This is a genomic window from Mycobacterium sp. MYCO198283 (assembly GCF_021213805.1).
In the GTDB taxonomy this organism is placed as follows: domain Bacteria; phylum Actinomycetota; class Actinomycetes; order Mycobacteriales; family Mycobacteriaceae; genus Mycobacterium.
Genome location: NZ_JAJQJI010000001.1, coordinates 254,858 through 276,563 on the forward strand (window position 1 = coordinate 254,858; position 21,706 = coordinate 276,563).

Consider the following 21,706-nt stretch of genomic DNA (forward strand, 5'->3'; position numbering starts at 1 on the left):
GCCATGTACGACACCGATGTGCTCGTGGTGGGAGCCGGCCCGACCGGCCTCACCGTGGCGGCGGCGCTCGCTGCTCGCGGCCGGGCGGTCGTCGTCGTCGACCAGCAGACGGCCGGCGCCAACACCTCCCGGGCGGCGGCGATCAACGCGCGCACGCTGGAGGTTCTCGACGACCTCGACGTGTCCCGGCGACTAGTCACGCAGGGCCGGCCGTTGCCGCGCTTCTCGATCCGCGACCACCGCCGGACACTGATGACACTGGACTTCAGTGTGCTGCCCACCTCGTTCCCCTACACCTTGGGCATTCCGCAGTCGGTCACCGAAGCGTTGCTGCACGAGCGCCTCGTGGAGCTCGGCGGCGGCTTGTCGCGGCCGCGGACGGTCCGCACGGTGGCGCAGGACGCAGCGGGTGCGACGGCGACATTCGACGACGGCGACCGGCTGCGGGCGCGCTACGTCGTCGGGGCCGACGGCATGCACAGCCGGGTCCGCGACCAGGCCGGCATCGGATTCGGCGGCGGCGCGTACGCCGAATCGTTCGTGCTCGCCGACGTTCGACTGACCGGCGATGCGCCCGCCGACGAAGTGATCCTGTTCTGGGCCAGGGCGGGGCTCACGGTGCTGGCGCCGTTGCCCGACGGGGTGCACCGCGTGGTCGCGCCGGTGCCGGACGCCCCGGAGCAGGTATCGGCCGGGTTCGTGCAGGCCCTGCTCGATGAACGCGGCCTCGGCGCCGGGCGGCTGGTCGTCACCGAGGTCGTGTGGAGCTCCCGGTTCCGCATTCACCACCGCGTCGCCGACACCTATCGCGCGGGGCGGCTGCTGCTGGCCGGCGACGCTGCGCACGTGCACAGCCCGGCGGGCGGGCAGGGCATGAACCTCGGCATCCAGGACGCCGTCGTCCTCGCGGAGGCACTCGCCGCCGCCCTCGGCGGCGACGAGACGCTGCTCGACATCTACAGCGCCGCACGGCGTCCCGTCGCGCAGCAGGTGGTGTCGCTGACCGACCGGCTGACGCGGCTGGCCACGCTGCCGGCGGCGGCGCGGCCGGTTCGCAACCTGCTGATCGGGGTCGCCGGGCATTCGCCGCGGGTCCGGCGCACCCTGACCTGGCGCCTCTCGGGCCTGGTGTACCGCTGACCTGAACGACGAAGGGGCACCCCGATTTCCGGGATGCCCCTTGGTCGTGTGTGGGTGCTACTTGACGACGACGTACACCGACTTGGCGACGACTCGCTGCACGCGGCGCTCGTGGACCGAATCCCACACCGACTCCACCACGTCGTGGCCCGCGCGCACCGAGGCGACCGACGCCTGATCCAACGGCACACCGTTGGGATTCTCGACGTACACCTGGTAGCCGTCGGCCTGCAGCTCGCTGATCGTCTCCTGGGCCGAGCCCGCACCCGCGGGCGCCGCCACCGCCGGCGCGGCCAACCCGATCACGGCGGCCGCCAGTCCGCTGGCAACGACAGTGGCAAACCCGAACTTCCTCATGACACTTCCCGCTTCCTCTTCTCGTCGTCGAGCCGTGGAGCACATCACGCGGTGGCGACTGGTTCTGCTTGGACCGCTTACTGATCGGTCTGACCTGTTGAACCGGCAGGTCGCCGCCATTCATCCCGGTGGCAGAAATTGAACGCTTCGTGGCAGGAAAAAATCGGTTGCGAACCGTCGTGAGTGCTACGCGGCCCGCGGGCCAACCGTCATCAAAGCGGATCCGAGCTCCTCAGACCGCGGCCGTCGACACCGTACTCCGGCGCCCTCTTCACCGACCCTGGTCCAGGAGCGCCAGCAGCTTCGTCGTCGTCGTCCAACTGCGGATGGTCATCAGCTTGTACTCCGGCGTGCCGACGATCTTGCCCATCTTGCTCTGCGTGCGGCGCGCGCTGAGCCGGGCGAAGTACACGACCCCGCGACCAGCCCACGCCTGGTCGACCCCGTCGCGGAGCTCGACGGCCGCCAGCGCCTGCTCCGCGGTGAGTGGCGCCTTCAGAAAAACGACATCCGAGTGGTAGGTGTCCGGTGCGGTGCCGAAACCGGCGGGTGCGTCGTCGACGACGGCGCGGAGCTCGTCGTGCGAGCGGACGACCACGACGAGCGGGATACCGAAGCGGGCTTCGAGAACGGCTTCGATGTCGTCCTCCAGCGCGGGGCGCGGCGCGTCCGACGAGAACAGCACGTTGCCCGACTGGATGTATGTGCTGACCGACGTGTACCCGTGCGACTCGAACGCGTCGCGTAGATCGGCCATCACGACCTTGTTGCGGCCGCCGACGTTGATGCCGCGCAGCAGCGCGACGAAGCGCGTCGTTCCCATGGTCGGACGGTACTTCGGACCGTTGCCACCGCACCGCGTTTACGTGCGACCAGCGACTCTGCGTGGTGAGTACTCCAGGCTGGCGTGCCGCCGGAGTTTGGCCCGACAGGAGTGACGTGACCGCTATCGGGATCGGACTCGTTATCGTCGGCTTTGCGGGGATTATCGCGTCGCTCATCGTGCGGCGGAACCGCAACGAGCATTCCGGCGGTCAGTTGCAGGTACGACGGGCGAGGGGTTGGGGGCGTTGTGGCGTTCGCCATTTGCCTGCTTGGCTTCAGCCTTCTCGACGAACCACCGAACCGCGACCTTCTGCTAGGAGCATCGGTTGTCGCCTTCGGTTGCGCCGTCAGCATCGTCGCGAGAAATCGTCTAGCGCCGTCAGCAGAACCGCTTGGTCGGTGCCCCCAGTCGGACTCGAACCGACACTGGCGAATTGTAAGGTAGCGCGCCGCGTTCGGCGACCTCGGGAAACGCTTCGCTGAGAGATCACCTCTGAAATCAGACAACGCTCTCTTTTTCGGCATTCTAAGTAAGGGTCCGGTTCGGCCCCGATTCGCCCGCGAGTCGCCCAGGTCGCCGTGACGATCTTGATCCGGAGGTCTTAGCTACGGTCAGGCCGGCGCGGAAAGTCCAAAACCAAGACGGCGTTGTCGGTGGGCGGCGCTACACTTTCTGCGAACGGGTGTGCTATCGAAGCGGAAGACGATATGGCGACGAACGGTCCGAGTGCGACAACACTAGGTACAGATCAGGCGGCGTATGTGGCGCTGCCGCGCCTTCACCGGCTCGTGAACGCGGCGAGCAGAAGCTTGTTCGCGAACGGTCACTACGACGACGCGGTATTCAACGCGTTCAAGGCCGTGGAAGATCGTGTGAAGCATCTAAGCGACAGTTCTGACATTGGCAAACGCCTCATAGCTTTCGCGCTAAATAAGAATTCTCCAAAGCTTGATATCGCATCGCCTAAGGCCGACACGTATCAGAAGGCGGACGAGCGGGAGGGCTACATGTTCCTGTTCATGGGAGCTGCATTGGGTATCCGAAATCCGCGCGGCCACGGTGGGAATTTGAATACTGCCGATGACGAGGCCGCAGAAATGCTGATGCTCGCAAGTCTTTTGATGCGTGCCTTGGACCGCGCAGAGGAGCAGCTGGCTCTTCAACCTGCCGAGGCATACACAAGCGGTGATTGGTACGAGGACGGCAATGACGACGACCCCGGCACTTTGGATCGCATAGTCGCCATGGAAGAGGCCCTGCCAGAAATCCAGGCGACGGTGGAACAAATGGCCGTTTGTCTCGTGAAGTTCTCCGCCGTTTCGCACGAATACACGCCGCAAATCAAAGCCGGCAGAAACAATCCGAGCATGGCTGCGCGCCTACGCGTTGTCCGAAAATTTGCCGAAGAACTCAAGCCGCCAGCCGGGAGGTTTCGCAAACTAGCAGCGGAATATGTTGGCCAGGTTGTGCAGCTCGATAGCGGGCTCGGTGCGTTCACGGAGTTGCATCCCTTCGCGAGCATGTCGGCCGACGAGCAGGCGCAGTATTCATTATTGGCTGGACAAGTACGACGGGCGCGTGAGGCGAGTATCGGGGCCGTTGACGCCGCCAAGACCATGAGTTCAAACTTCGCGGGTGTAGCGAAGCTGAGCAAGGCACTGAAGACGCCGTCTGCAGACCTCCGCGATGGCGTCCGCAATCTGGAAAGTGTGCTGCACTACTACGACGAGTGGGTGGAAGGATTCAGGACGGTGGGCGTGTGGGGCGATAACCATTCGGTTGATTCGCCCTATTCCCTATGACGCAATGGCACTACAGGCCATCTGGACTCGTCAGCGTGAAGGCATCTGCGTCCTGAAAGATATTTTGCCATATGGATCGGAGGATCGCAGTACACCTTGGTCCAGATCAGCGAACGGCTTGCCGAAGCCGGCACCCAACCATCAGTCGGAGCCGTCGGTTCTTCGTATGACAACGCGTTGGCCGAAACGATCAACGGGCTATACAAGACCGAGTTGATCAGCATTCTTGTATCAACCATCGTGCCGAGCGCGTCAAGAGTTAATCCCTACAAGCTGTCGGACGTGCATGCAATACTTGTCAGCATGACCGAAGTGAATGGAAGGCGACACCGCCCGCACAGGCGATGACTAACCTCAATAGCCTGATGGCGACGATCCTACTTATTGCTATCCGCGGAGCTTTCGGCCTGGCAGTCACTAAGCTGATCAACTGGTCGCTTCGTAAAGCTAACAAAGACAACATTCCTAAGATCAACGAGTACACGAACGAAGCTCGCAGCGAGGGCCTGTTTAAGGCGATGCCAATAGTAGCGGCTTTCAGCGCCTTCGAGGCGACCTTCGAAGATTTTATCAAGGGAATTGTTCAGATGCATCCACAAGTTTTTGAGAACGATATGTTCAAGAAGGTCAAAATTTCCTTGAACGAGCTGTACCAACCGGGTGTCCCGATGGAGCAGAGAATCTACGATACCATAGCGCTGCACGCCGGACGCGAAGCAGGAGTGGGTCGCTACGAGGCGATGCTCAATCTGTTCGAGATAAGCGCTGGCGTACCCAAGACGATACGTGACACCTTCTACGCTTCGCAGATGTTTCGTCACGTATGGGCTCATCAGTTCGGCGTCGCGGATGCGCAGTTCGTCAAGAACGCCGCACATCTCGGATCCCGAGAGGGCGACATCGTGTCCATTCCAAACGATAAGTTGGGAGATTATCTTTCGGTCGTTCTTACGTATGCACTCATCATAACAAGCCGACACCGTGCGCTGCACGGGCTTGACCCCATGCCGCTCGCTAGCAAGGACGCTGAAGAACATGCCATAGGGCAGGAATACTTGACACTGTACCCTAATGCGCGGCGTTCTTCACCGAATAGTTCGGCGTGATCGTTTGATGGCCCTCTACAGTGACGAGATCATCGGAGCGTGGCAGGACGCCTAACTCGAAGAGCATGGACTGATCGGTGCCGATTCCGCAAAGCTCATAAACTCACTAGTTCACCGCGCGACGCACTACACGCATTGATCAACGCACTCTGAACTACGAAGAGCCGGTGATGCCCAGGCCCTTGCCACCGCTCAACTTTTGCTAGGCAGCAGACCCGTTCAACTCGCGGCCTGGCAGGTCTACTAGCTCGATCTCCTGATCGGACTTGAGCAGCATGCGTTTTTGGCGGGCTGGCTTCCTACCGGGAATCGGCGGGTGTTCGATGCGGACAATCATCCCCGGTCGGCTGCCCTCTTCAACACGGACAACCTTCAAAATCTTTGCGCCGTAATTGAACCCGGCAGGATCGTGGCAACCCATGAACATGCCGACGTGCTCCTCCGTGAGCTCACCGGCCCGGATCGTCGTGACCGGCACCCCGCCTGGTTCCACAAAACTGAACCGGGCACGCCTGCTGCCACCGGGGGTCGATGACCGGCCGTCGGCGCTCGGCTGATCCCACGGAGTCGATGTGAAGCCAGCAGCTCTCATGTCGGCTTTGGCCTCTTCTATGAAGTCGGCAACCTGCTGCTTCAACGTCTCCATGAAGGCGTAGACCTGCGCCTGCGTTTGTGCGTCGGTGTACGGGTCGCGGCCCGCTGCCTCGCGGAACACGCTGATGAACTTGTTGAGTTCGTCCGACGCCGTCTTGTGCGCGACCCGTCCTGCGAAGGGCTCGGTCGTCTGCTGCACGGTCGTCATGATCGCCGCCGTCGTCCGCGTAGCGGCATCCAGCACTTTCTTCGGCGCCACCAGCTTCAGCTTGTTGACGGGGACCGCGATCCGCATCTGGGCTGCCATGACCTTCTCGGAATGGTCAAGTTTCCCTTCTGCCATCGGGTCCTCTTGACCGGTTTGGTTGTATAAGGCATCACGCATGAAGCTCCACAGACCCTTGATGTCAATGGCCGTCATGAGGATATCGGAAGAGACCTCTACGAATTCCATTCCGGCGGTGTGCAAGTCCTGTCGATCGCGCAGCTTGTCTTCGCGATCCTCCTTGCGGGCGAGCATCTTTTCTTCGTGCTTGAACTTCCGTTTGTCGCTGCTGCGGGTGGACACGTAGCCGATGCCAGCGCCAAGGAGCCCAGAGACGAACGAGCCGGTCAGAAACTCCGGCGTCGTCACGAACTCGAGGAACCCACTCATGGGCCCAGTGTGGAACGCACCGACGACAGACCCCGCCCGACACGCCGGTCAACGTCCCCGATTCCAACGACATCTCTGCTTAGATCATTAACCCTTGTGGCAGAAGTGGCGCATGAGACGAGTGCGGCGGAAGCTATGTGGGGCCGCGTCGATTCGCTCGCCCGCGTACACGCCGCGTACACGGGCCGCCCGCCGAGCCGGTCCACCCGAACCGATAATCTCCTTAACAGGCCTTTCCCAGTGCCCCCAGTCGGACTCGAACCGACACTTGGCGGATTTTAAGTCCGCTGCCTCTGCCAATTGGGCTATGGGGGCTTCGCTCGCCGCCGGGCGTCGAGTGCAGCCTAATCGGCACCAACGAGCAGGCCACCGGCGTTAGCGTGGTCCATGAAATACGTCCGGCCCGACGACGCGGTGAGCACCTACCGCTATCTGCGCATCGCCCTGGTGGCGCTGGTGGTCTTCCTCGGCGCGTCGATCGTCGACACGCGCCTCGCCGCGACCTGCTGGCAGGGGTCGATCAGCGCCTACTACTACACAACGTCGCATGCGGTGTTCGTGGCGACGCTGTGCGCGGTCGGTGTCTCGCTGATCGTCTACCAGGGCAGCAGCCGCACCGAAGACATGCTGCTCAACTTCTCCGGGACGCTGGCGTTCGCCGTCGCCCTGGTGCCGACGCGGGCGCCGACGCTCTGCGGACCCGCCCTGCCGACGCTCGAGGACGCCACGATCGGCGTCGGCAACAACATCCGGGCACTGCTGATCGCCGTCGCGGCCGGCGCAGCGGTGTACGCCGTCATCCGCGCGGTTGCGCCCGATCCGCCGACCAACACCGTTGCCCGCACCCCACGGCCAATCACCCTCGCCGAGAGCGCATTACAGGCCGCGCTCCTCACGCTGCTCATCGTCTACTTCGGGCTGTTCCTGTCCCGATGGCGCTGGTTCCTCGACAACCGGCATCACATCGCCGCCGTGGCGATGTTCGTCGGCATCATCCTGGTGGTGCTGCACTACGCGCTCTACGCAGCGCGCGGTCGCGAGGCCAACCGCCGCCGCTACGTCGGCCTCTACCTCGGCGTCGCGGCGGCGATGGTCGTCACGTTGGTGCTCGCCGGCCTGCTCGCCTTCTGGAACCGCCCGCTCGGCGTGCTGATCGTCGAGGCGCTCCTCATCGCGTCGTTCGGTGTCTTCTGGCTCGTTCAGTCGTTCGACCTTTGGCAGCGCGAGCGCTACCCCGTCGGTTCGCTCGACGACCCCGGCTGACCGTCGTCGACGCCGAGACGTGTGCCAGTGCGACGCCGCACGGCGTGTCGTGACAGTGGGTTACGTGTCGGCGACCGGGGCACCAAAGGCGCGCTACACCAGCGACAGCGCGATGCCGTCGAGGATGTCGTGCTCGCTGACGACGAGCTCACCGATGCCGGCGCGCTCCCCCAGGACGGCCGCGAGCTCCTCGACCACGATGGCGCCGCCGCCGATCACGTCGACGCGGCCCTCGTGCATGGGGCCGAGCGCCGCCCGCTCGGCGCGGGGCATCGCGAGAAGCCCCTCACACACCTCGAGCAACCGATCGATCGGCACGCGCGACAGGTGAATCGCCGCAGAGTCGTACGTGGACATCCGGTGCGCCAACGCCGCCAGCGTGGTCATGGTGCCCGCGACGCCGACCCAGGTGCGGGCCCGGTCGACGGGCACGGCAGCCAGCGCTTCGGCAAGACCTTCCCGCACCACCGCGCGCGCGGCGGCCACCTCGTCGGCGGTCGGCGGATCGGAGTGCAGACACCGCTCGGTCAGCCGCACGCAGCCGATGTCAGCGGAGAAGGCGGCGGTGACGTCACGCTCCCCCAGCACGAGCTCGGTCGAGCCGCCGCCGAGGTCGACGACGAGGAAAGGCGCGTCGGCCGAACGTAATTCACCGACCGCGCCGTGGAAGGACAGCGACGCCTCCTCCGCGCCGGTGATCACCTCGGCCACAGCGCCGTCGCTCACGCGCCCCAGCAGCGAGGCCGTCATCGCGAAGAACTCGTCGCGGTTGGCGACGTCACGGGCCGCGGACGTGGCGACCATCCGCACCGCCTCCACGCCGTGCTCCACCATCGCGTCGACGTAATCGGCCAACGCGGCCTCGGTGCGCGCCAACGCTTCCGGCGCGAACTGGCCCGTGGCATCGACGCCCTGGCCCAGCCGCACGATCCGCATTTCCCGCACGACGTCGACGAGGCCGCCGTCGACGGCGTCCGCAATCAGCAGCCGAATCGAATTCGTGCCGCAGTCCACCGCGCCGACTCTTGTCATCCTGCTCCTCGCGTCCGCGGCACTACACCCAGTCCTCTCGCCGAAGGATGCCGGCCATTGCAGGCTCGACCGCCAACATCGCCACCGCCTCGTCGCCCAGCGGATTGACGCCGCGCCCCTTGGCCAACGAGTGCGCGATCAGCACGTGCAGGCACTTCACCCGGTCGGGCATGCCGCCGCCGGTGAACGTGGTGCCCAACGGCTCGATCGCGTCGCGCTCGGCGAGGTAGGACTCGTGCGCGCGCCGGTAGGCGGCCGCCAGGTCCGGGTCCTCCGAAAGCCGGGCGGTCATGTCCCGCATCACCCCCGCCGACTCCAACCGGCTCGCGGCCGCAGTCAGCACCGGATGTGTCAGGTAGTACAGGGTCGGAAACGGCGTGCCGTCGGGCAACCGCGGCGCGGTCTTCACCACGGCGGGTTCGCCGTTCGGGCAGCGGTAGGACACCTCGAGCACGCCGCGCGGCTCCCGGCCCAGCTGCTGGGCGACGGCCTCGAGATCGGCCGGGTCAACCACCGGGGGCAGGCGCCGGCGCGGCCGGCGGAATCAACGGTGGGACAACGGGATCGACGTTCTGCGGGGTGTCGGCGATGGTCTTCCACAGCGACGTGTACCACGCCTCTCCTGCCGGCGCCTTGCGTTGCAGCGGATCCTCCGGCGGCGGCACGGCACCCGGCGGGGGCGGCGGCAGCTGCACCTCGTAAGGGATTTCGCCCGGCATCACGAACCCCAGCCGCTCCCGCGCCTGCGCCGCGATGTACACCGGATCCTTGAGCTTGTCCCGCTGCTCCTCCAGGTCGCGGATCTGTTCGCGCAGCGTGGCTTCGCTCGCCTTGAGCTGCTGCATCTCCGCGCGCTGCGCGAAGTAGGTGCGCACCGGGCTGGCGATGGTCAGCGTCAATACGCAGACCACCGCAGCCAGGATGGCCGCCCGCCGCGCGGTGGAGCCGAACCGCTGCTCGGCCTGGCGCTCGACCTGATTGCGGATGGACGTCGCGATCGATTCGGTGAGTGATGGGCTCTCGGTCCCCGATTCGTCGCTGGCCCTGGGCTTGTCGTCGCGCCGGGCGGGGGAACGGGGGCGGTCGCGACCGGTGTTCGCGGGCCGCGCGGGACGCGACGCCGGTGACCGACGCCGCGGATCCGACCGCTTCCCCTCCGGCACTGGCTATTTGGCCTCGGGGCTGTAGCGCGGGAACGCCAGGTCGCCGGCGTAGCGGGCGGCGTCGCCGAGCGACTCCTCGATGCGCAGCAGCTGGTTGTACTTGGCCACCCGCTCGCTGCGGGCCGGCGCGCCGGTCTTGATCTGCCCGCTACTCACCGCGACGGCCAGATCGGCGATCGTGGTGTCCTCGGTCTCGCCGCTGCGGTGGCTCATCATCGTGCGGTAGTTGTTGTTGTGCGCCAAGGCGACCGCGTCGAGTGTCTCGGTGAGGGTGCCGATCTGGTTCACCTTCACCAGCAGCGCATTCGCGGCGCCCTTCACGATGCCCTCTTCGAGCCGCTCGGGGTTGGTGACGAACAGGTCGTCGCCGACGAGCTGCACGCGTTCGCCGAGCTGCGCCGTCAGCGCGACCCAGCCGTCCCAATCGTCCTCGGACAACGGGTCTTCGATCGACACCAGCGGATAGCGGTCGAGCAGCTCGCCGTAGAACTGCGTCATCTCCGCGGCGCTGTGGGTCTGCTTCTCGAAGCTGTAACCCGTGCCCTCGGTGTAGAACTCGGTGGCGGCCACGTCGAGCGCGAGCGCGATGTCGCTGCCCGGCGAGTAGCCGGCCGCCTCGATGGCCGACAGGATCAGGTCGAGCGCCGCGGTGGTGCCCGCAACGTCCGGTGCGAAACCGCCCTCGTCACCCAGACCGGTCGACAGGCCCTGCTTCTTGAGCACCGACTTGAGCGAGTGGTACACCTCGGTCCCCCAGCGCAGCGCCTCGGCGAAGCTCGGCGCGCCGATCGGGGCGATCATGAACTCCTGTACGTCCACCCCGGTGTCGGCATGCGCGCCGCCGTTGAGGATGTTCATCATCGGCACCGGCAGGATGTGCGCGTTCGGACCGCCGACGTAGCGGAACAGCTGCAGGCCGGCGGAGTCCGCCGCGGCCTTCGCGACCGCCAGCGAGACACCGAGGATGGCGTTGGCGCCGAGCCGGGACTTGCCGGGTGTGCCGTCGAGGTCCAGCAGCGCCTGGTCGATCAGCCGCTGATCGTCGGCGTTCATGCCGATCACCGCGGGCGCGATTTCGTCGAGCACCGCCTCGACGGCCTTCTTGACGCCCTTGCCGCCGTAGCGGTCACCCTTGTCGCGCAGCTCGACGGCCTCGTGCTCACCCGTCGACGCACCCGACGGCACGGCCGCGCGCGCCGTGACGCCGTCGATCAGGGCCAATTCGACCTCGACGGTCGGATTTCCGCGCGAATCCAGGATCTCGCGGGCCGCGACCTGCTCGATGATGGGCAACTGCTTCTCCTCGCCGTGTCGAGAGCTTCTCGGGCTAGAGCCTAGAGGCTGGCATAACGCAGCGCCCGGCCCGCGGTCAGAGCTGACTGCCGCGGGCGTAGGCCTCCGCCCAGTCGCGCACGGTGCGGGCGTAGCTCTCGGAGTAGTTGTAGGCGCGCAGCGCGTCCATCCACCCCCACGGCTTCGACATGTCACCGCCCCGCCAGCACAGATAGCCCGCGGCCGTCAGCGCGGCGTCGTCGAAGTTGTCGGGACTGATCTTGCCGTCGTTGTTGGCGTCGACGCCGTAGAGCCGCCACGTCTCGGGGATGAACTGCATCGGCCCCATCGCCCGGTCCAGGTGGGCGTCCCCGTCCAGTGCGCCGCCGTCGCTGTCGAGGATCTCGAGGTTGCCGGACGTGCCGTCGAGCCGGACCCCGCGGATCGGCGGCGTCACATCCCCGACCGGCGAGATGGTGGCGCCCCGGTAGGTCCCGTGGTGGCTCTCGACCATGCCGATCCCGGCGAGCGTCGTCCAGGCGATCTTGCAGTCGGGATTCTCGACCTCGGCGACCTTCGCCGCGTACGCATACGCTTCCAGTGCCTCGACCGGCATCCCGAGGGCCGGCGCTCGCTCGGCCGCCCACCCGTGCAGGGCATCGGCGGGTCGGCCCTTCGCGTAGGTGTCGATGTCGGGCACCGCGTCACCCACCGGTGGCGGAACGCCGTCAGGAATGGGCACCCCAGGCTGCCACGAGCAGCTCGAAGCCAGCAGCACCGCGGTCACCCCCAAGACCGCCGCGGCCCGTAGCCAACGCACTGGCGACACGAAACTCCCTTACACCAACTCCGGTCACAGCCATAGTCCCATGCCCGGCGGACTTTGCGAACGAGCCTGCCCGGACCGGGCGCCATTCGCTATTTAGGTATGCCTATGCTGAACTGCGGTCACCTGGGTATGGTTTCCGCGTCTACTTCCGAGGAGGACCCATGAGACGGCAGCTGTGCGTGCCGGTGTCGATCGCCGCGACGGCGCTCGTGTTGTCCGGCTGTTCCGGCGGCAACTCGTCGCAAGGCGGCGGGAACGGCTCGTCGTCGGCGGCCAGCACCTCGGCGGCCGCCGCGAACCCCCTCACCGACGAGGCCGCCGCCCGCTACAAGGACTACGCGGTCGCGCAGAGCGGTCAGCTCGTCACCGCCGTGAAGAAGCTGACCGACGCCGTCCGCGCGAACGACCTGGCCGCCGCGCAGGCCGCCTACGCGCCGTCACGCGCACCGTGGGAGCGCATCGAGCCGCTCGCCGGCCTGATCGAGGAGATCGACGGCAAGGTCGACGCCCGCGTCGACGATTTCGCCGGTCCGGACGACGCCGGCTTCACGGGCTGGCACCGCCTCGAGTACCTGCTCTTCGACAAGAACACCACCGCGGGCGCGGCGAAGTTCGCCGACCAGCTCGACGCCGACATCGCCTCGCTGCAGCAGCAGCTGCGCGACGTCGAGGTGAAGCCCGTCGACGTGGCCGTCGGCGCCGCCGAACTCATCGAAGAGGTGTCCGAAGGCAAGATCACCGGCGAAGAGGACCGCTACGCCAAGACCGACCTGTGGGATTTCGACGCGAACCTGCAGGGCTCGCAGGAAGCCATCAAGGAGCTCACCCCCGCGCTGCAGGAGCAGGACCCGGCGCTGCTCGACCGCATCAACAACGGCTTCAAGGGCATCTACGCCACCCTGGCGCCGCTGCGCCGCGGTGACGGCTGGGTGCTGTTCTGCACCGAGAACGACCCCTACCCGTCGCCGCGCTGCCCCGCGGTGACCGTGCCGCCGCAGACCGTCGACACCCTCAAGGCGCAACTCGCCGGGCTGTCCGAGGACGTCTCCCAGGTGGCCGGAGTGCTGGGCCTGCAGTGAGCGACGCGCCACCGCCCCGGCGCGGCGTCTCCCGGCGGGGTTTCGTCGCCGGGGCGCTGGGCGCGGGGGCCGGCGCCGCGGCCGGCGTCGGCGCGACGGTCGCGGTCACCGGATCACGCGACGACGCCCCGCGACCGGCCGCCGCGACGTTCGTTCCGTTCGAGGGCAATCACCAGACCGGGATCACCGCGCTGCCGGTGCCGGTCCGGGGCCTGATGGCGTCGTTCACCGTGATCCCCCGGGACCGCGGCCAGCTGCAGCACGTGCTGCAGGAGCTCACCGACGAGATCCGCGGCCTGATGGCGGGCAGACCGCCCGAGTCGCGGCACCCCGGCTATCCGCCGGTCGACTCCGGCATCCTGGGCGCCACTCCCCCGCCAGACAATTTCTCGGCCGTCGTCAGCGTCGGGGCGTCGCTGTTCGACGACCGCTTCGGCCTGGCCGACCGCAAACCCCGCGAGCTGGTCACCATGCCGTTCCTCGCCAACGACCGGCTCGACCCCAAACAGTCGCACGGCGACCTGCTGCTCACCCTCGAAGCCGGCCACACCGACACCATCCAGTTCGCGCTGCGCCAGATCATGCGCCGCACCCGGCACGCGCTGGTGGTCAAGTGGATGGTCGACGGCTACGCCCGCGGCGCCGGCGAGGCGTCGGCGGCGGCGACGCCGCGCAACCTGCTGGGCTTCAAGGACGGCACCGCCAACCTGGATTCCGCCGACAGCGCGCTGATGGACCAGCACGTCTGGGTGGGCGCCGACGACGGCGAACCCGCGTGGGCCGTCGGCGGCTCGTATCAGGCGGTGCGGATCATCCGGATGTTCGTGGAGTTCTGGGACCGCACGCGGCTCGCCGAACAGGAGGCGATCTTCGGGCGGTCGAAGATCAGCGGCGCCCCGCTCGGCATGACCGACGAGTTCGACGACCCCGACTACGCCGAGGATCCCGACGGCAAGCGCATCTCGCTGAACTCCCACATCCGGCGCGCCAACCCGCGCACCGTCGAGAGCCAGCGAAACCTCATCCTGCGGCGCGGCTTCTCCTACGCCCGCGGATTCGACGGCGCCGGCCGGCTCGACCAGGGGCTCGCCTTCGTCTGCTACCAGCGCAGCCTCAACGACGGTTTCCTGGCGGTGCAGAAGCGGCTGACCGGTGAGCCGCTCGAGGAATACACGCTGCCCATCGGCGGCGGCTTCTTCTTCGCGCTGCCCGGTGTGCCCGGACCCGACCGCTACCTGGGCGACCTGCTGTTCACGTGACGGTGGGCGGTCGCACCTCTTCGTCGGTGCTGTGCTCGTCGTCCTCGGGTTCAGGTGCGGGCGGGGCGTTCTCGCCCGGCTCGGTGGAGGCGACCGGCAGGTCCAGCGGGTCCGGCTCCTCGTCGTGCCGCTCGACCGGCAACTCCTCGACGTCGTCGACCTTCTCGGGGACCTCGGGCAGCTCGTCGTCCGGATCGACGACGGCCAACGGCCGGCCGGGCCAGTAGGCGCGCCACTCCTCCTCGGTCACCGCGTCGAGCGTGGCGACGTCGAGCTCCTCGGGCACGTCCTCGCCCCGGCGTTCCGCCGCGATACCCCGCTCGGCGGCGCGCACGTCGTCCATGAACGCCAACACCGCGGTGCGCAGTTCGCTCTCGGCGTCGACGCCGGGTACGACGGTGACGGACGTGATCGCCGCCGGGATCAGGTCGGCGGGCAGGCCGGCATCGGTCACCCGCTGGATCACCTTCTGCGCCAACGCCAGAGCCGGCTGGCCGGTGGGCACACCGTCGAGGCAGGAATACCGGCTCCGCACCGAGGCCTCCGCAGCCTTGCGCTCGTCCCACTGCGCCAGCTGCTCCTCCAGCGAAACACCTTCGCCGCCAAGAACACCCGGCACGCGGTGGGTGAGTTTGCGCAGCAGCGAGTCCGCAACGTCGTCGATGCCGAACGGGCGCTCGGGTGCGTCCTCGGCGATGCGCGCGTGAAACAGAACCTGCAGCAACACATCTCCGAGCTCGTCGCGCACGTCGTCGGGGTTGCCGCTGCGCACCGCGTCGAACAGCTCGTAGGTCTCCTCGAGCAGGTAGCGCCGCAGCGAGTCATGGGTCTGCGTGCTTTCCCACGGCCCGTCGGTGCGCAGCTTGTCCATCATGGCCACGGCGTCGATCAGCCGCTCGCCCGGCAGCGCCTCCGGTGCGCTGATGACCTGCTCGCCGGCCGCCAGCCGGGCCTTCACCTCCGGATGGTCCGGATCCGACGACAGCAGCACCGGCGCGTTGTCCCCCGTGTACGCCGGACGCGCCGAGGGCAGCGACCACGGCACGCGGACCGGCATCTCCTCGGTGTACTGCACATCGCCCGCCAGTAGCGCCGCCGCCTCGACCGGCACCAGCGCGGGCCGGCGCGGATCGACCAGGACGACAGTCATCGCCGCTCCTCCCGGTCGCCGCCGACATCGTCGAAGGCGGTTATATCAGGCTCATCCTGCGGCTTACCGTCCAGCGCCAAGATCAAACCCGCGACCATCTTGAGCAGCTCCAGGTCCCGGAGCCGGGGCGCGCCGATCCCGTCGCCGGCCCGCGGGATGGGCAGCTGGATGGTCGACGTGGTCGCCCGGTAGGTCGCCGACGGATACATCCGCCGGAGCCGCAGCTGCCCGGAGTCCGGCAGGGTCAGCGGCGAGATCCGCAGGCTCGTGGCGCCCGCCGAACCGACCTCGGTGATGCCGTAGCGGCGGCACAGCAGCCGCAGCCGCGCCAACGCCACCAGCCGCCGCGCCGGTTCGGGCAGCGGCCCGTAGCGGTCGACGAGCTCTTCGACAACCGCGTCGACGCCGTCGAAGTCCGGCGCCGCCGCCAGCCGGCGGTACGCCTCCAGCCGCAGCCGGTCGCTGGCGATGTAGTCCGGTGGCAGGTGCGCGTCGACGGGCAGGTCGATGCGGACGTCCTTCGGTTCCTCGGCGGTCGTGACGGTCTGCCCGTTCGATTGTGCGGAATACGCCGCTCTATATGCCTCTACGGCCTCGCCGACCAGCCGGACGTAGAGGTCGAAGCCGACGCCCGCGACGTGCCCGGACTGCTCGGCGCCCAGCACGTTGCCGGCGCCGCGGATCTCCAGGTCTTTCATCGCGACGGCCATGCCGGCGCCCAGCTCGTTGTTCTGCGCGATGGTTGCCAGCCGGTCGTAGGCCGTCTCGGTGAGCGGCATCTCCTTCGGGTACAGGAAGTAGGCGTAGCCGCGTTCCCGGCTGCGGCCCACCCGGCCCCGCAGCTGGTGCAGCTGCGACAGCCCGAAGGTGTCGGCGCGCTCGACGATCAGCGTGTTCGCGTTCGAGATGTCCAGCCCGGTCTCGACGATCGTGGTGCACACCAGGATGTCGTACTCGCGATGCCAGAAGCCCTCGACCGTGCGCTCCAGCGCTTCCTCGTTCATCTGGCCGTGCGCCACCACCACCCGCGCCTCGGGCACCATCTGCTTGACCCGTGCGGCGGCGTCGTCGATGGTGCGCACCCGGTTGTGGATGTAGAACGCCTGCCCGTCGCGCAGCAGCTCGCGGCGCAGCGCCGCCGCCACCTGCTTCTCGTCGTACGGGCCGACGTAGGTGAGCACCGGGTAGCGCTCCTCGGGCGGGGTCAGGATGGTCGACATCTCGCGGATGCCGGCCAGGCTCATCTCCAGCGTGCGCGGGATCGGCGTCGCGCTCATCGTGAGCACGTCGACGTGGGTGCGCAGGCTCTTGATGTGCTCCTTGTGCTCGACGCCGAAGCGCTGCTCCTCGTCGACGATCACCAAACCGAGGTCCTTCCAGCGCACCCCGGTCTGCAGCAGCCGGTGGGTGCCGATGACGATGTCAACGCTGCCGTCGGCCATCCCGTCCAGCACCGCCCGCGACTCGGCCCCGCTGGTGAACCGCGACAGGCCCTTCACGGTGACCGGGAAGCCGGCCATCCGCGAGGTGAAGGTCTGCAGGTGCTGGTCGGCGAGCAGCGTCGTCGGCACCAGCACCGCGACCTGCTTGCCGTCCTGCACCGCCTTGAACGCCGCCCGCACCGCGATCTCGGTCTTGCCGTAGCCGACGTCGCCGCAGATCACCCGGTCCATCGGGACCGGCTTCTCCATGTCGGCCTTGACCTCCTGGATGGCGGTCAGCTGGTCGACGGTCTCGGTGAACCCGAACGCGTCCTCCATCTCGCGCTGCCACGGGGTGTCCGGGGCGAACGCATGGCCCGGTGAGCTCTGCCGCTTGGCGTACAGCGACACCAGCTCCCCGGCGATCTCGCGCACCGCGCGGCGGGCCTTGGTCTTGGTGTTCGTCCAGTCGCTGCCGCCGAGTTTGGACAGCGACGGTGACTCGCCGCCGACGTAGCGGCTCAGCTGGTCGAGCGAATCCATCGGCACGTAGAGCTTGTCCGACGACTGTCCGCGCTTGCTCGACGCGTATTCGAGCACCAGGTATTCGCGGCGGGCGCCGCCCACCACGCGCTCGGTCATCTCGACGAACCGGCCGATGCCGTGCTGGTCGTGCACCACCAGGTCGCCGGCGGTGAGCGCCAGCGGGTCCACGACGTTGCGGCGTTTGGCGGCCAGCCGCTTGCCCTGCGGCGCGCTGACCCGGTTGCCCGTCAGGTCGGTCTCGGTGACGATCACCAGCTGCGAGCCGGGCAGCACCAGCCCGTCGTGCAGCGGCCCGCACATCACGTTGACGATTCCGTGGCGCGGTTCGGCCGCGGAATCGAGAAGCGTTGCCGGAGCGTCGATCTCGGCGAGCTGTTCGACCACGCGCTGCGCGGTGCCGTGGCCGAGTGCGACCACCGCGCCGCACCCGCCGCCGACCACGTGGGCGCGCAGCATCGCCAGGATCTCCTCGGCGCCCCGCTGCTGGCCGCGCGCCGACGGTGCGGGGCGGGCGTCGAGCTCGACGGTGGTGTCGGCGCCGGAAGCCAGCGGGCTCACCGTCCACCAGGGATGACCGCTCGCGCGGGCGCCCTCGCGGACGTCGTCGAGTGCGCGGAACCCCGAGCCGCCCAGCGCGTCGATGTCGATGGGCGCGTCGCCGCCGACCGCCGCCACCGACCACGACGCCTCCAGGAACTCCCGTCCGGTCTTGATGAGGTCCGACGCGCGGGTGCGCACCTTCTCCGGGTCGCACACCAACAGTGGTGCGCCGGGCGGCAATTGGTCGACGAGCATGCCCAACTCGCCGGGCCGCAGCACCGGCGTCAGCGCCTCCATCCCCTCCACCGGGATGCCCGAGGCAAGCTTGGCCAGCATGTCGTGCACCGAGCCGCTGATCGCGTTGCCGTTATCGGCGGCCGGGCGCTCACCGACCAGCTCGGCGGCGCGGGCGCGGACGTCCTCGGTGAGCAGCAGCTCCCGGCAGCCGACGGCCACCACCTGCTCGACGGGCGGGATCTCGGGGATCGACCGCTGGTCGGCGACGGCGAACATGCGCATCTCGCTGACCTCGTCGCCCCAGAATTCGACGCGCACCGGATGCTCGGCGGTCGGCGGGAACAGGTCGAGGATGCCGCCGCGCACCGCGAACTCGCCGCGCTTGCTGACCATGTCCTCACGGACGTAGCCCAGTTCGACGAGCCGGGCGATGAGGCCCGCGAAGTCGGCGTCCTCCCCGACGCGCAGGGTCACCGGCTCCAGCTTGGCCAGATCGGGGGCCATCGGCTGCAGCAGCGACCGCACGGTCGTGACGACCACCCGCAGCGGCGGACCGAGCAGGTCGTCGTCGGGCAGCGCGAGCCGGCGCAGCACCATCAACCGCTTGCCGACCGTGTCGGTGCTCGGCGACAGCCGCTCGTGCGGAAGCGTCTCCCACGACGGGAACAGGGCGACGGCGTCGCCGAGGACGCCGCGCAGCTCGGCGGTCAGGTCGTCGGCCTCGCGGCCGGTCGCGGTGACCACCAGCAGCGGCGCGGTGCGGGCCAGCGTGGCGGCGACGAACACCCGGGCGCTCGGCGGGCCGACGATCTCGAGCTCGGGCGGACGCTGGGCCGCGCGTTCGGCCAGGCTGGTGAACGTCGGGTCCTTGCACGCCAACTCGACGAGCCCCGCGATCGGGGTCTGGACACGGGTGGTCCCCGATGCAGTCATGATGCACCCATCGTAGGCACCCCGCCGATCCGGCTGCGGTGCTGGTCAGGGCGTGACGACAGTCACTCAGCCGTCCTGCAGCTGCGGGTCCGGCTCGAGGTGGGTGAGCCCATTCCACATCAGGTTCACCAGGTGGGCGGCCACCACTTCCTTCTTCGGCTCGCGGGTCGCCAGCCACCACTGGGCCGTCATCGACACCGAGCCCACCAACGCCTGCGCGTACAGCGGCGCCAGCTCCGGGTCGAGGCCGCGGCGCGAGAAGTCGCCGGCCAGGATCGACGACACCTGGTTGACCGCATCGTTGAGCAGGCTCGAATACGTGCCGGAACTGATGGACGCCGGCGAGTCGCGGATCATGATCCGGAAGCCGTCGGTGCGTTCCTCGACATAGGTCAGCAGCGCCAGTGCCACGCGCTCGACGCGGACCCGCGAGCGGTTGTTGGTCAGCGACGAGGTGATGCCGTCGAGCAGCGCCGACATCTCGCGGTCGACCACCACGGCGTACAGGCCCTCCTTGCCGCCGAAGTGCTCGTAGACCACCGGCTTGGACACCCCGGCCCGCTGCGCGATCTCCTCGATGGACGTCGCGTCGTACCCTCGCTGCGCGAACAGCGAGCGCGCGATGTCGATGAGCTGGTGGCGGCGCTCGGTGCCGGTCATGCGGGCCCGCGGAACGCGCGCCTTTTCTTCCGGTGCAGCCACGATCTCTGAGACTATCGGCTCGACTACAGTTCTTCCGGAAACCGTCCGTCGTGGTGTAATCGGCAGCACCTCTGATTTTGGTTCAGATAGTTCAGGTTCGAGTCCTGGCGACGGAGCTGCGAGCTTGCCGAGCGTTCACTCTCAGCTCTCGGCGTTCATGTCCACTCAGCGGCGCACATTCGGCGTAAATCCCGCCGCAGAGTGGAGATCAACGCCCGCCGGTGGAGATCAACGCCCGCTTGGCAGCCCACTCGCCGCAGCCACAGGTTTGTCATCGGCACAGTGCTGGTGCCACGCTGGCTGTCGCAGACGGCGCTTCCCCGGGAGGTTCGATGACGACGCACGACGCCGCGGTGCTGGTGCTGGCGGCGGGCGCGGGAACGCGCATGCGGTCGGACATCCCGAAGGTGCTGCACCCGCTGGCGGGCCGCAGCATCATCGCCCACGCGCTGCATGCGATCGCCAAGACCTCGCCGCAGCACCTGGTCGTCGTGCTGGGCAGCCAGCGCGAGCAGATCGCCGCGGCGCTCGACGCCCTCGCCGCCGAGCTGGGCCGGCCGATCGAGATCGCGGTCCAGGACGAGCAGCTGGGCACCGGGCATGCCACCGAGTGCGGGCTCGCCGCGCTGCCCGCCGACTTCGACGGCGTGGTGGTGGTGACGTCGGGCGACATCCCGATGCTCGACGCCGACACGCTCGCCGACCTGATCGCGGCGCACGCCGAGCAGCCTGCCGCCGTCACCGTGCTCACGACGACCCTGCCCGACGCGAAGGGTTACGGCCGCATCCTGCGCACCCAGGACGGCGAGGTGATCGCGATCGTCGAGGAGGCGGACGCCACCCCGCAGCAGCGCGCGATCCGCGAGGTGAACGCCGGCGTCTACGCCTTCGACCTGCGCGCGCTGCGCTCGGCGCTGTCGCGGCTGCGCTCCGACAACGCCCAGCACGAGCTCTACCTCACCGACGTCGTCTCGATCGTTCGCGGCGACGGCCAGGTGGTGCACGCCAAGCACGTCGACGACTCCGCGCTGGTGGCCGGCGTCAACGACCGGGTGCAGCTCGCGCAGATCGGCGCCGAGATCAACCGCCGGCTCGTCGCCGCCCACCAGCGCGCCGGGGTCACGGTCGTCGACCCGGCCTCCACGTGGATCGACGTCGACGTGACCATCGGCCGCGACACCGTCGTCGAGCCCGGCACCCAGCTGCTGCGCGGCACCCGGATCGGCGGCCGCTGCGTCATCGGCCCGGACAGCACGCTGGCCGACGTGACGGTCGGCGACGGCGCGTCGGTGGTGCGGACCCACGGCAGCGAGTCGGTGATCGGCGCCGGTGCTGCCGTCGGCCCGTTCACCTACATGCGGCCCGGCACCGTGCTCGGCGCCGACGGCAAGCTCGGCGCCTTCGTCGAGGTGAAGAACTCCACGATCGGTACCGGCACGAAGGTCCCGCACCTGACCTACGTCGGCGACGCCGACATCGGCGAGCACAGCAACATCGGCGCCTCGAGCGTCTTCGTCAACTACGACGGCCAGACCAAGCGCCGCACCACCGTCGGCTCGCACGTGCGCACCGGCTCGGACACCATGTTCGTCGCCCCGGTCACCGTCGGCGACGGCGCCTACACCGGCGCGGGCACGGTGCTGCGTGAGGACGTGCCGCCCGGAGCGCTCGCGGTGTCGGCGGGTCCGCAGCGCACCATCGAGGGCTGGGTGGCGAAGAAGCGGCCGGGCTCGGCGGCCGACGAGGCCGCGCGCCGCGCTCGCGGGGATGGCGGGTCGTCGCAGGGCCCGGACAGCTGAA

General features: G+C 68.2%; 18 protein-coding genes, 2 tRNA genes and 1 pseudogene. 9 read left to right on the forward strand and 12 right to left on the reverse strand.

Translation table 11 applies throughout. The annotated features are described in order from the left end of the window. The first annotated feature begins 3 nt into the window (after nucleotides 1-3). Complete coding sequence (locus LV457_RS01210) at nucleotides 4-1,140, forward strand: FAD-dependent oxidoreductase (RefSeq protein ID WP_232168535.1); 1,137 nt, start codon at nucleotides 4-6, stop codon at nucleotides 1,138-1,140. 57 nt (nucleotides 1,141-1,197) lie between these two features. Here the strand turns inward: LV457_RS01210 and LV457_RS01215 are convergent, their stop codons facing one another. Both LV457_RS01215 and LV457_RS01220 read right to left on the reverse strand, forming a co-directional pair. Further along, nucleotides 1,198-1,497, reverse strand: coding sequence for a hypothetical protein (locus tag LV457_RS01215; protein WP_232168536.1), 300 nt, complete (start codon nucleotides 1,495-1,497; stop codon nucleotides 1,198-1,200). 271 nt (nucleotides 1,498-1,768) lie between these two features. Further along, entirely contained in the window at nucleotides 1,769-2,320 is a 552-nt protein-coding gene (locus LV457_RS01220) for a DUF1697 domain-containing protein (RefSeq protein WP_232168537.1), read from the reverse strand. 710 nt (nucleotides 2,321-3,030) lie between these two features. Between LV457_RS01220 and LV457_RS01225 the strand changes: the two genes are divergently transcribed. The 3 genes and pseudogenes from LV457_RS01225 to LV457_RS01235 all read left to right on the forward strand — a co-directional run bounded on the left by LV457_RS01225 (nucleotide 3,031) and on the right by LV457_RS01235 (nucleotide 5,231). After that, entirely contained in the window at nucleotides 3,031-4,125 is a 1,095-nt protein-coding gene (locus tag LV457_RS01225; RefSeq protein WP_232168538.1) for a TIGR02391 family protein, read from the forward strand. Nucleotides 4,126-4,206: 81 nt separating this feature from the next. After that, a pseudogene (locus LV457_RS01230) lies at nucleotides 4,207-4,344 on the forward strand (IS3 family transposase); the annotation flags it as partial. 146 nt (nucleotides 4,345-4,490) lie between these two features. Beyond that, nucleotides 4,491-5,231 (forward strand): hypothetical protein, encoded by a 741-nt coding sequence (locus LV457_RS01235; protein WP_232168539.1) that lies wholly within the window; start codon nucleotides 4,491-4,493, stop codon nucleotides 5,229-5,231. Nucleotides 5,232-5,433: 202 nt separating this feature from the next. On the opposite strand, the gene LV457_RS01240 is transcribed toward LV457_RS01235, so the two are convergent. Both LV457_RS01240 and LV457_RS01245 read right to left on the reverse strand, forming a co-directional pair. Further along, nucleotides 5,434-6,480: a hypothetical protein gene (locus LV457_RS01240; RefSeq protein ID WP_232168540.1), complete on the reverse strand. Its 1,047-nt coding sequence runs from the start codon at nucleotides 6,478-6,480 to the stop codon at nucleotides 5,434-5,436. 241 nt (nucleotides 6,481-6,721) lie between these two features. After that, nucleotides 6,722-6,795 (reverse strand) — tRNA-Leu (locus LV457_RS01245). A 72-nt stretch (nucleotides 6,796-6,867) separates the two neighbouring features. Between LV457_RS01245 and LV457_RS01250 the strand changes: the two genes are divergently transcribed. Continuing rightward, nucleotides 6,868-7,743 (forward strand): diphosphate--fructose-6-phosphate 1-phosphotransferase, encoded by an 876-nt coding sequence (locus LV457_RS01250; protein ID WP_232168541.1) that lies wholly within the window; start codon nucleotides 6,868-6,870, stop codon nucleotides 7,741-7,743. A gap of 93 nt (nucleotides 7,744-7,836) precedes the next feature. On the opposite strand, the gene LV457_RS01255 is transcribed toward LV457_RS01250, so the two are convergent. From LV457_RS01255 to LV457_RS01275, 5 genes are all read right to left on the reverse strand, one after another. After that, nucleotides 7,837-8,775 carry a Ppx/GppA phosphatase family protein gene (locus LV457_RS01255; protein ID WP_232168542.1) on the reverse strand — a complete coding sequence of 313 codons (939 nt, stop codon included), beginning with the start codon at nucleotides 8,773-8,775 and terminating at the stop codon, nucleotides 7,837-7,839. A gap of 22 nt (nucleotides 8,776-8,797) precedes the next feature. Further along, nucleotides 8,798-9,289 carry a DUF501 domain-containing protein gene (locus LV457_RS01260; RefSeq protein ID WP_232168543.1) on the reverse strand — a complete coding sequence of 164 codons (492 nt, stop codon included), beginning with the start codon at nucleotides 9,287-9,289 and terminating at the stop codon, nucleotides 8,798-8,800. Continuing rightward, nucleotides 9,282-9,938 (reverse strand): septum formation initiator family protein, encoded by a 657-nt coding sequence (locus LV457_RS01265; protein ID WP_232168544.1) that lies wholly within the window; start codon nucleotides 9,936-9,938, stop codon nucleotides 9,282-9,284. Before LV457_RS01265 ends, LV457_RS01260 begins: the two co-directional genes overlap by 8 nt. A gap of 3 nt (nucleotides 9,939-9,941) precedes the next feature. Next, on the reverse strand, nucleotides 9,942-11,231 hold the full coding sequence (gene eno / locus LV457_RS01270; protein ID WP_232168545.1) for a phosphopyruvate hydratase: 1,290 nt from the start codon (nucleotides 11,229-11,231) through the stop codon (nucleotides 9,942-9,944). A gap of 76 nt (nucleotides 11,232-11,307) precedes the next feature. Further along, entirely contained in the window at nucleotides 11,308-12,039 is a 732-nt protein-coding gene (locus tag LV457_RS01275; protein WP_232168546.1) for a lytic murein transglycosylase, read from the reverse strand. Nucleotides 12,040-12,200: 161 nt separating this feature from the next. On the opposite strand from LV457_RS01275, the gene LV457_RS01280 reads away from it, so the two are divergent. After that, complete coding sequence (locus tag LV457_RS01280) at nucleotides 12,201-13,118, forward strand: EfeM/EfeO family lipoprotein (RefSeq protein WP_232168547.1); 918 nt, start codon at nucleotides 12,201-12,203, stop codon at nucleotides 13,116-13,118. Beyond that, the gene (locus tag LV457_RS01285) at nucleotides 13,115-14,377 is read left to right on the forward strand and encodes a Dyp-type peroxidase (protein WP_232168548.1); all 1,263 of its coding nucleotides are present in this window, start codon (nucleotides 13,115-13,117) and stop codon (nucleotides 14,375-14,377) included. The genes LV457_RS01280 and LV457_RS01285 overlap by 4 nt, the downstream gene beginning before the upstream one ends. Here the strand turns inward: LV457_RS01285 and LV457_RS01290 are convergent. From LV457_RS01290 to LV457_RS01300, 3 genes are all read right to left on the reverse strand, one after another. Continuing rightward, nucleotides 14,370-15,527: a nucleoside triphosphate pyrophosphohydrolase gene (locus LV457_RS01290; RefSeq protein ID WP_232168549.1), complete on the reverse strand. Its 1,158-nt coding sequence runs from the start codon at nucleotides 15,525-15,527 to the stop codon at nucleotides 14,370-14,372. The genes LV457_RS01285 and LV457_RS01290 overlap by 8 nt on opposite strands. Beyond that, nucleotides 15,524-19,204, reverse strand: coding sequence for a transcription-repair coupling factor (mfd, locus tag LV457_RS01295; protein WP_232168550.1), 3,681 nt, complete (start codon nucleotides 19,202-19,204; stop codon nucleotides 15,524-15,526). The genes LV457_RS01290 and mfd overlap by 4 nt, the downstream gene beginning before the upstream one ends. 66 nt (nucleotides 19,205-19,270) lie before the next feature. Beyond that, nucleotides 19,271-19,864, reverse strand: coding sequence for a TetR/AcrR family transcriptional regulator (locus LV457_RS01300; RefSeq protein ID WP_232169186.1), 594 nt, complete (start codon nucleotides 19,862-19,864; stop codon nucleotides 19,271-19,273). Nucleotides 19,865-19,950: 86 nt separating this feature from the next. Here LV457_RS01300 and LV457_RS01305 point away from each other — a divergent pair. Together LV457_RS01305 and glmU are read left to right on the forward strand one after the other, a co-directional pair. After that, nucleotides 19,951-20,022: transfer RNA gene (locus LV457_RS01305), tRNA-Gln, on the forward strand. A gap of 216 nt (nucleotides 20,023-20,238) precedes the next feature. Then, nucleotides 20,239-21,705 (forward strand): bifunctional UDP-N-acetylglucosamine diphosphorylase/glucosamine-1-phosphate N-acetyltransferase GlmU, encoded by a 1,467-nt coding sequence (glmU, locus tag LV457_RS01310; RefSeq protein ID WP_232168551.1) that lies wholly within the window; start codon nucleotides 20,239-20,241, stop codon nucleotides 21,703-21,705. Nucleotide 21,706: the final 1 nt, after the last annotated feature.

Excerpts from the sequence above, each read along its gene's own strand:
- LV457_RS01210 (WP_232168535.1), top strand. The coding sequence starts at position 4 with ATGTACGACACCGATGTGCTCGTGGTGGGAGCCGGCCCGACCGGCCTC.
- LV457_RS01215 (WP_232168536.1), bottom strand. The coding sequence starts at position 1,497 with ATGAGGAAGTTCGGGTTTGCCACTGTCGTTGCCAGCGGACTGGCGGCC.
- LV457_RS01220 (WP_232168537.1), bottom strand. The coding sequence starts at position 2,320 with ATGGGAACGACGCGCTTCGTCGCGCTGCTGCGCGGCATCAACGTCGGC.
- LV457_RS01225 (WP_232168538.1), top strand. The coding sequence starts at position 3,031 with ATGGCGACGAACGGTCCGAGTGCGACAACACTAGGTACAGATCAGGCG.
- LV457_RS01235 (WP_232168539.1), top strand. The coding sequence starts at position 4,491 with ATGGCGACGATCCTACTTATTGCTATCCGCGGAGCTTTCGGCCTGGCA.
- LV457_RS01240 (WP_232168540.1), bottom strand. The coding sequence starts at position 6,480 with ATGAGTGGGTTCCTCGAGTTCGTGACGACGCCGGAGTTTCTGACCGGC.
- LV457_RS01250 (WP_232168541.1), top strand. The coding sequence starts at position 6,868 with ATGAAATACGTCCGGCCCGACGACGCGGTGAGCACCTACCGCTATCTG.
- LV457_RS01255 (WP_232168542.1), bottom strand. The coding sequence starts at position 8,775 with ATGACAAGAGTCGGCGCGGTGGACTGCGGCACGAATTCGATTCGGCTG.
- LV457_RS01280 (WP_232168547.1), top strand. The coding sequence starts at position 12,201 with ATGAGACGGCAGCTGTGCGTGCCGGTGTCGATCGCCGCGACGGCGCTC.
- LV457_RS01290 (WP_232168549.1), bottom strand. The coding sequence starts at position 15,527 with ATGACTGTCGTCCTGGTCGATCCGCGCCGGCCCGCGCTGGTGCCGGTC.
- mfd (WP_232168550.1), bottom strand. The coding sequence starts at position 19,204 with ATGACTGCATCGGGGACCACCCGTGTCCAGACCCCGATCGCGGGGCTC.
- LV457_RS01300 (WP_232169186.1), bottom strand. The coding sequence starts at position 19,864 with ATGACCGGCACCGAGCGCCGCCACCAGCTCATCGACATCGCGCGCTCG.
- glmU (WP_232168551.1), top strand. The coding sequence starts at position 20,239 with ATGACGACGCACGACGCCGCGGTGCTGGTGCTGGCGGCGGGCGCGGGA.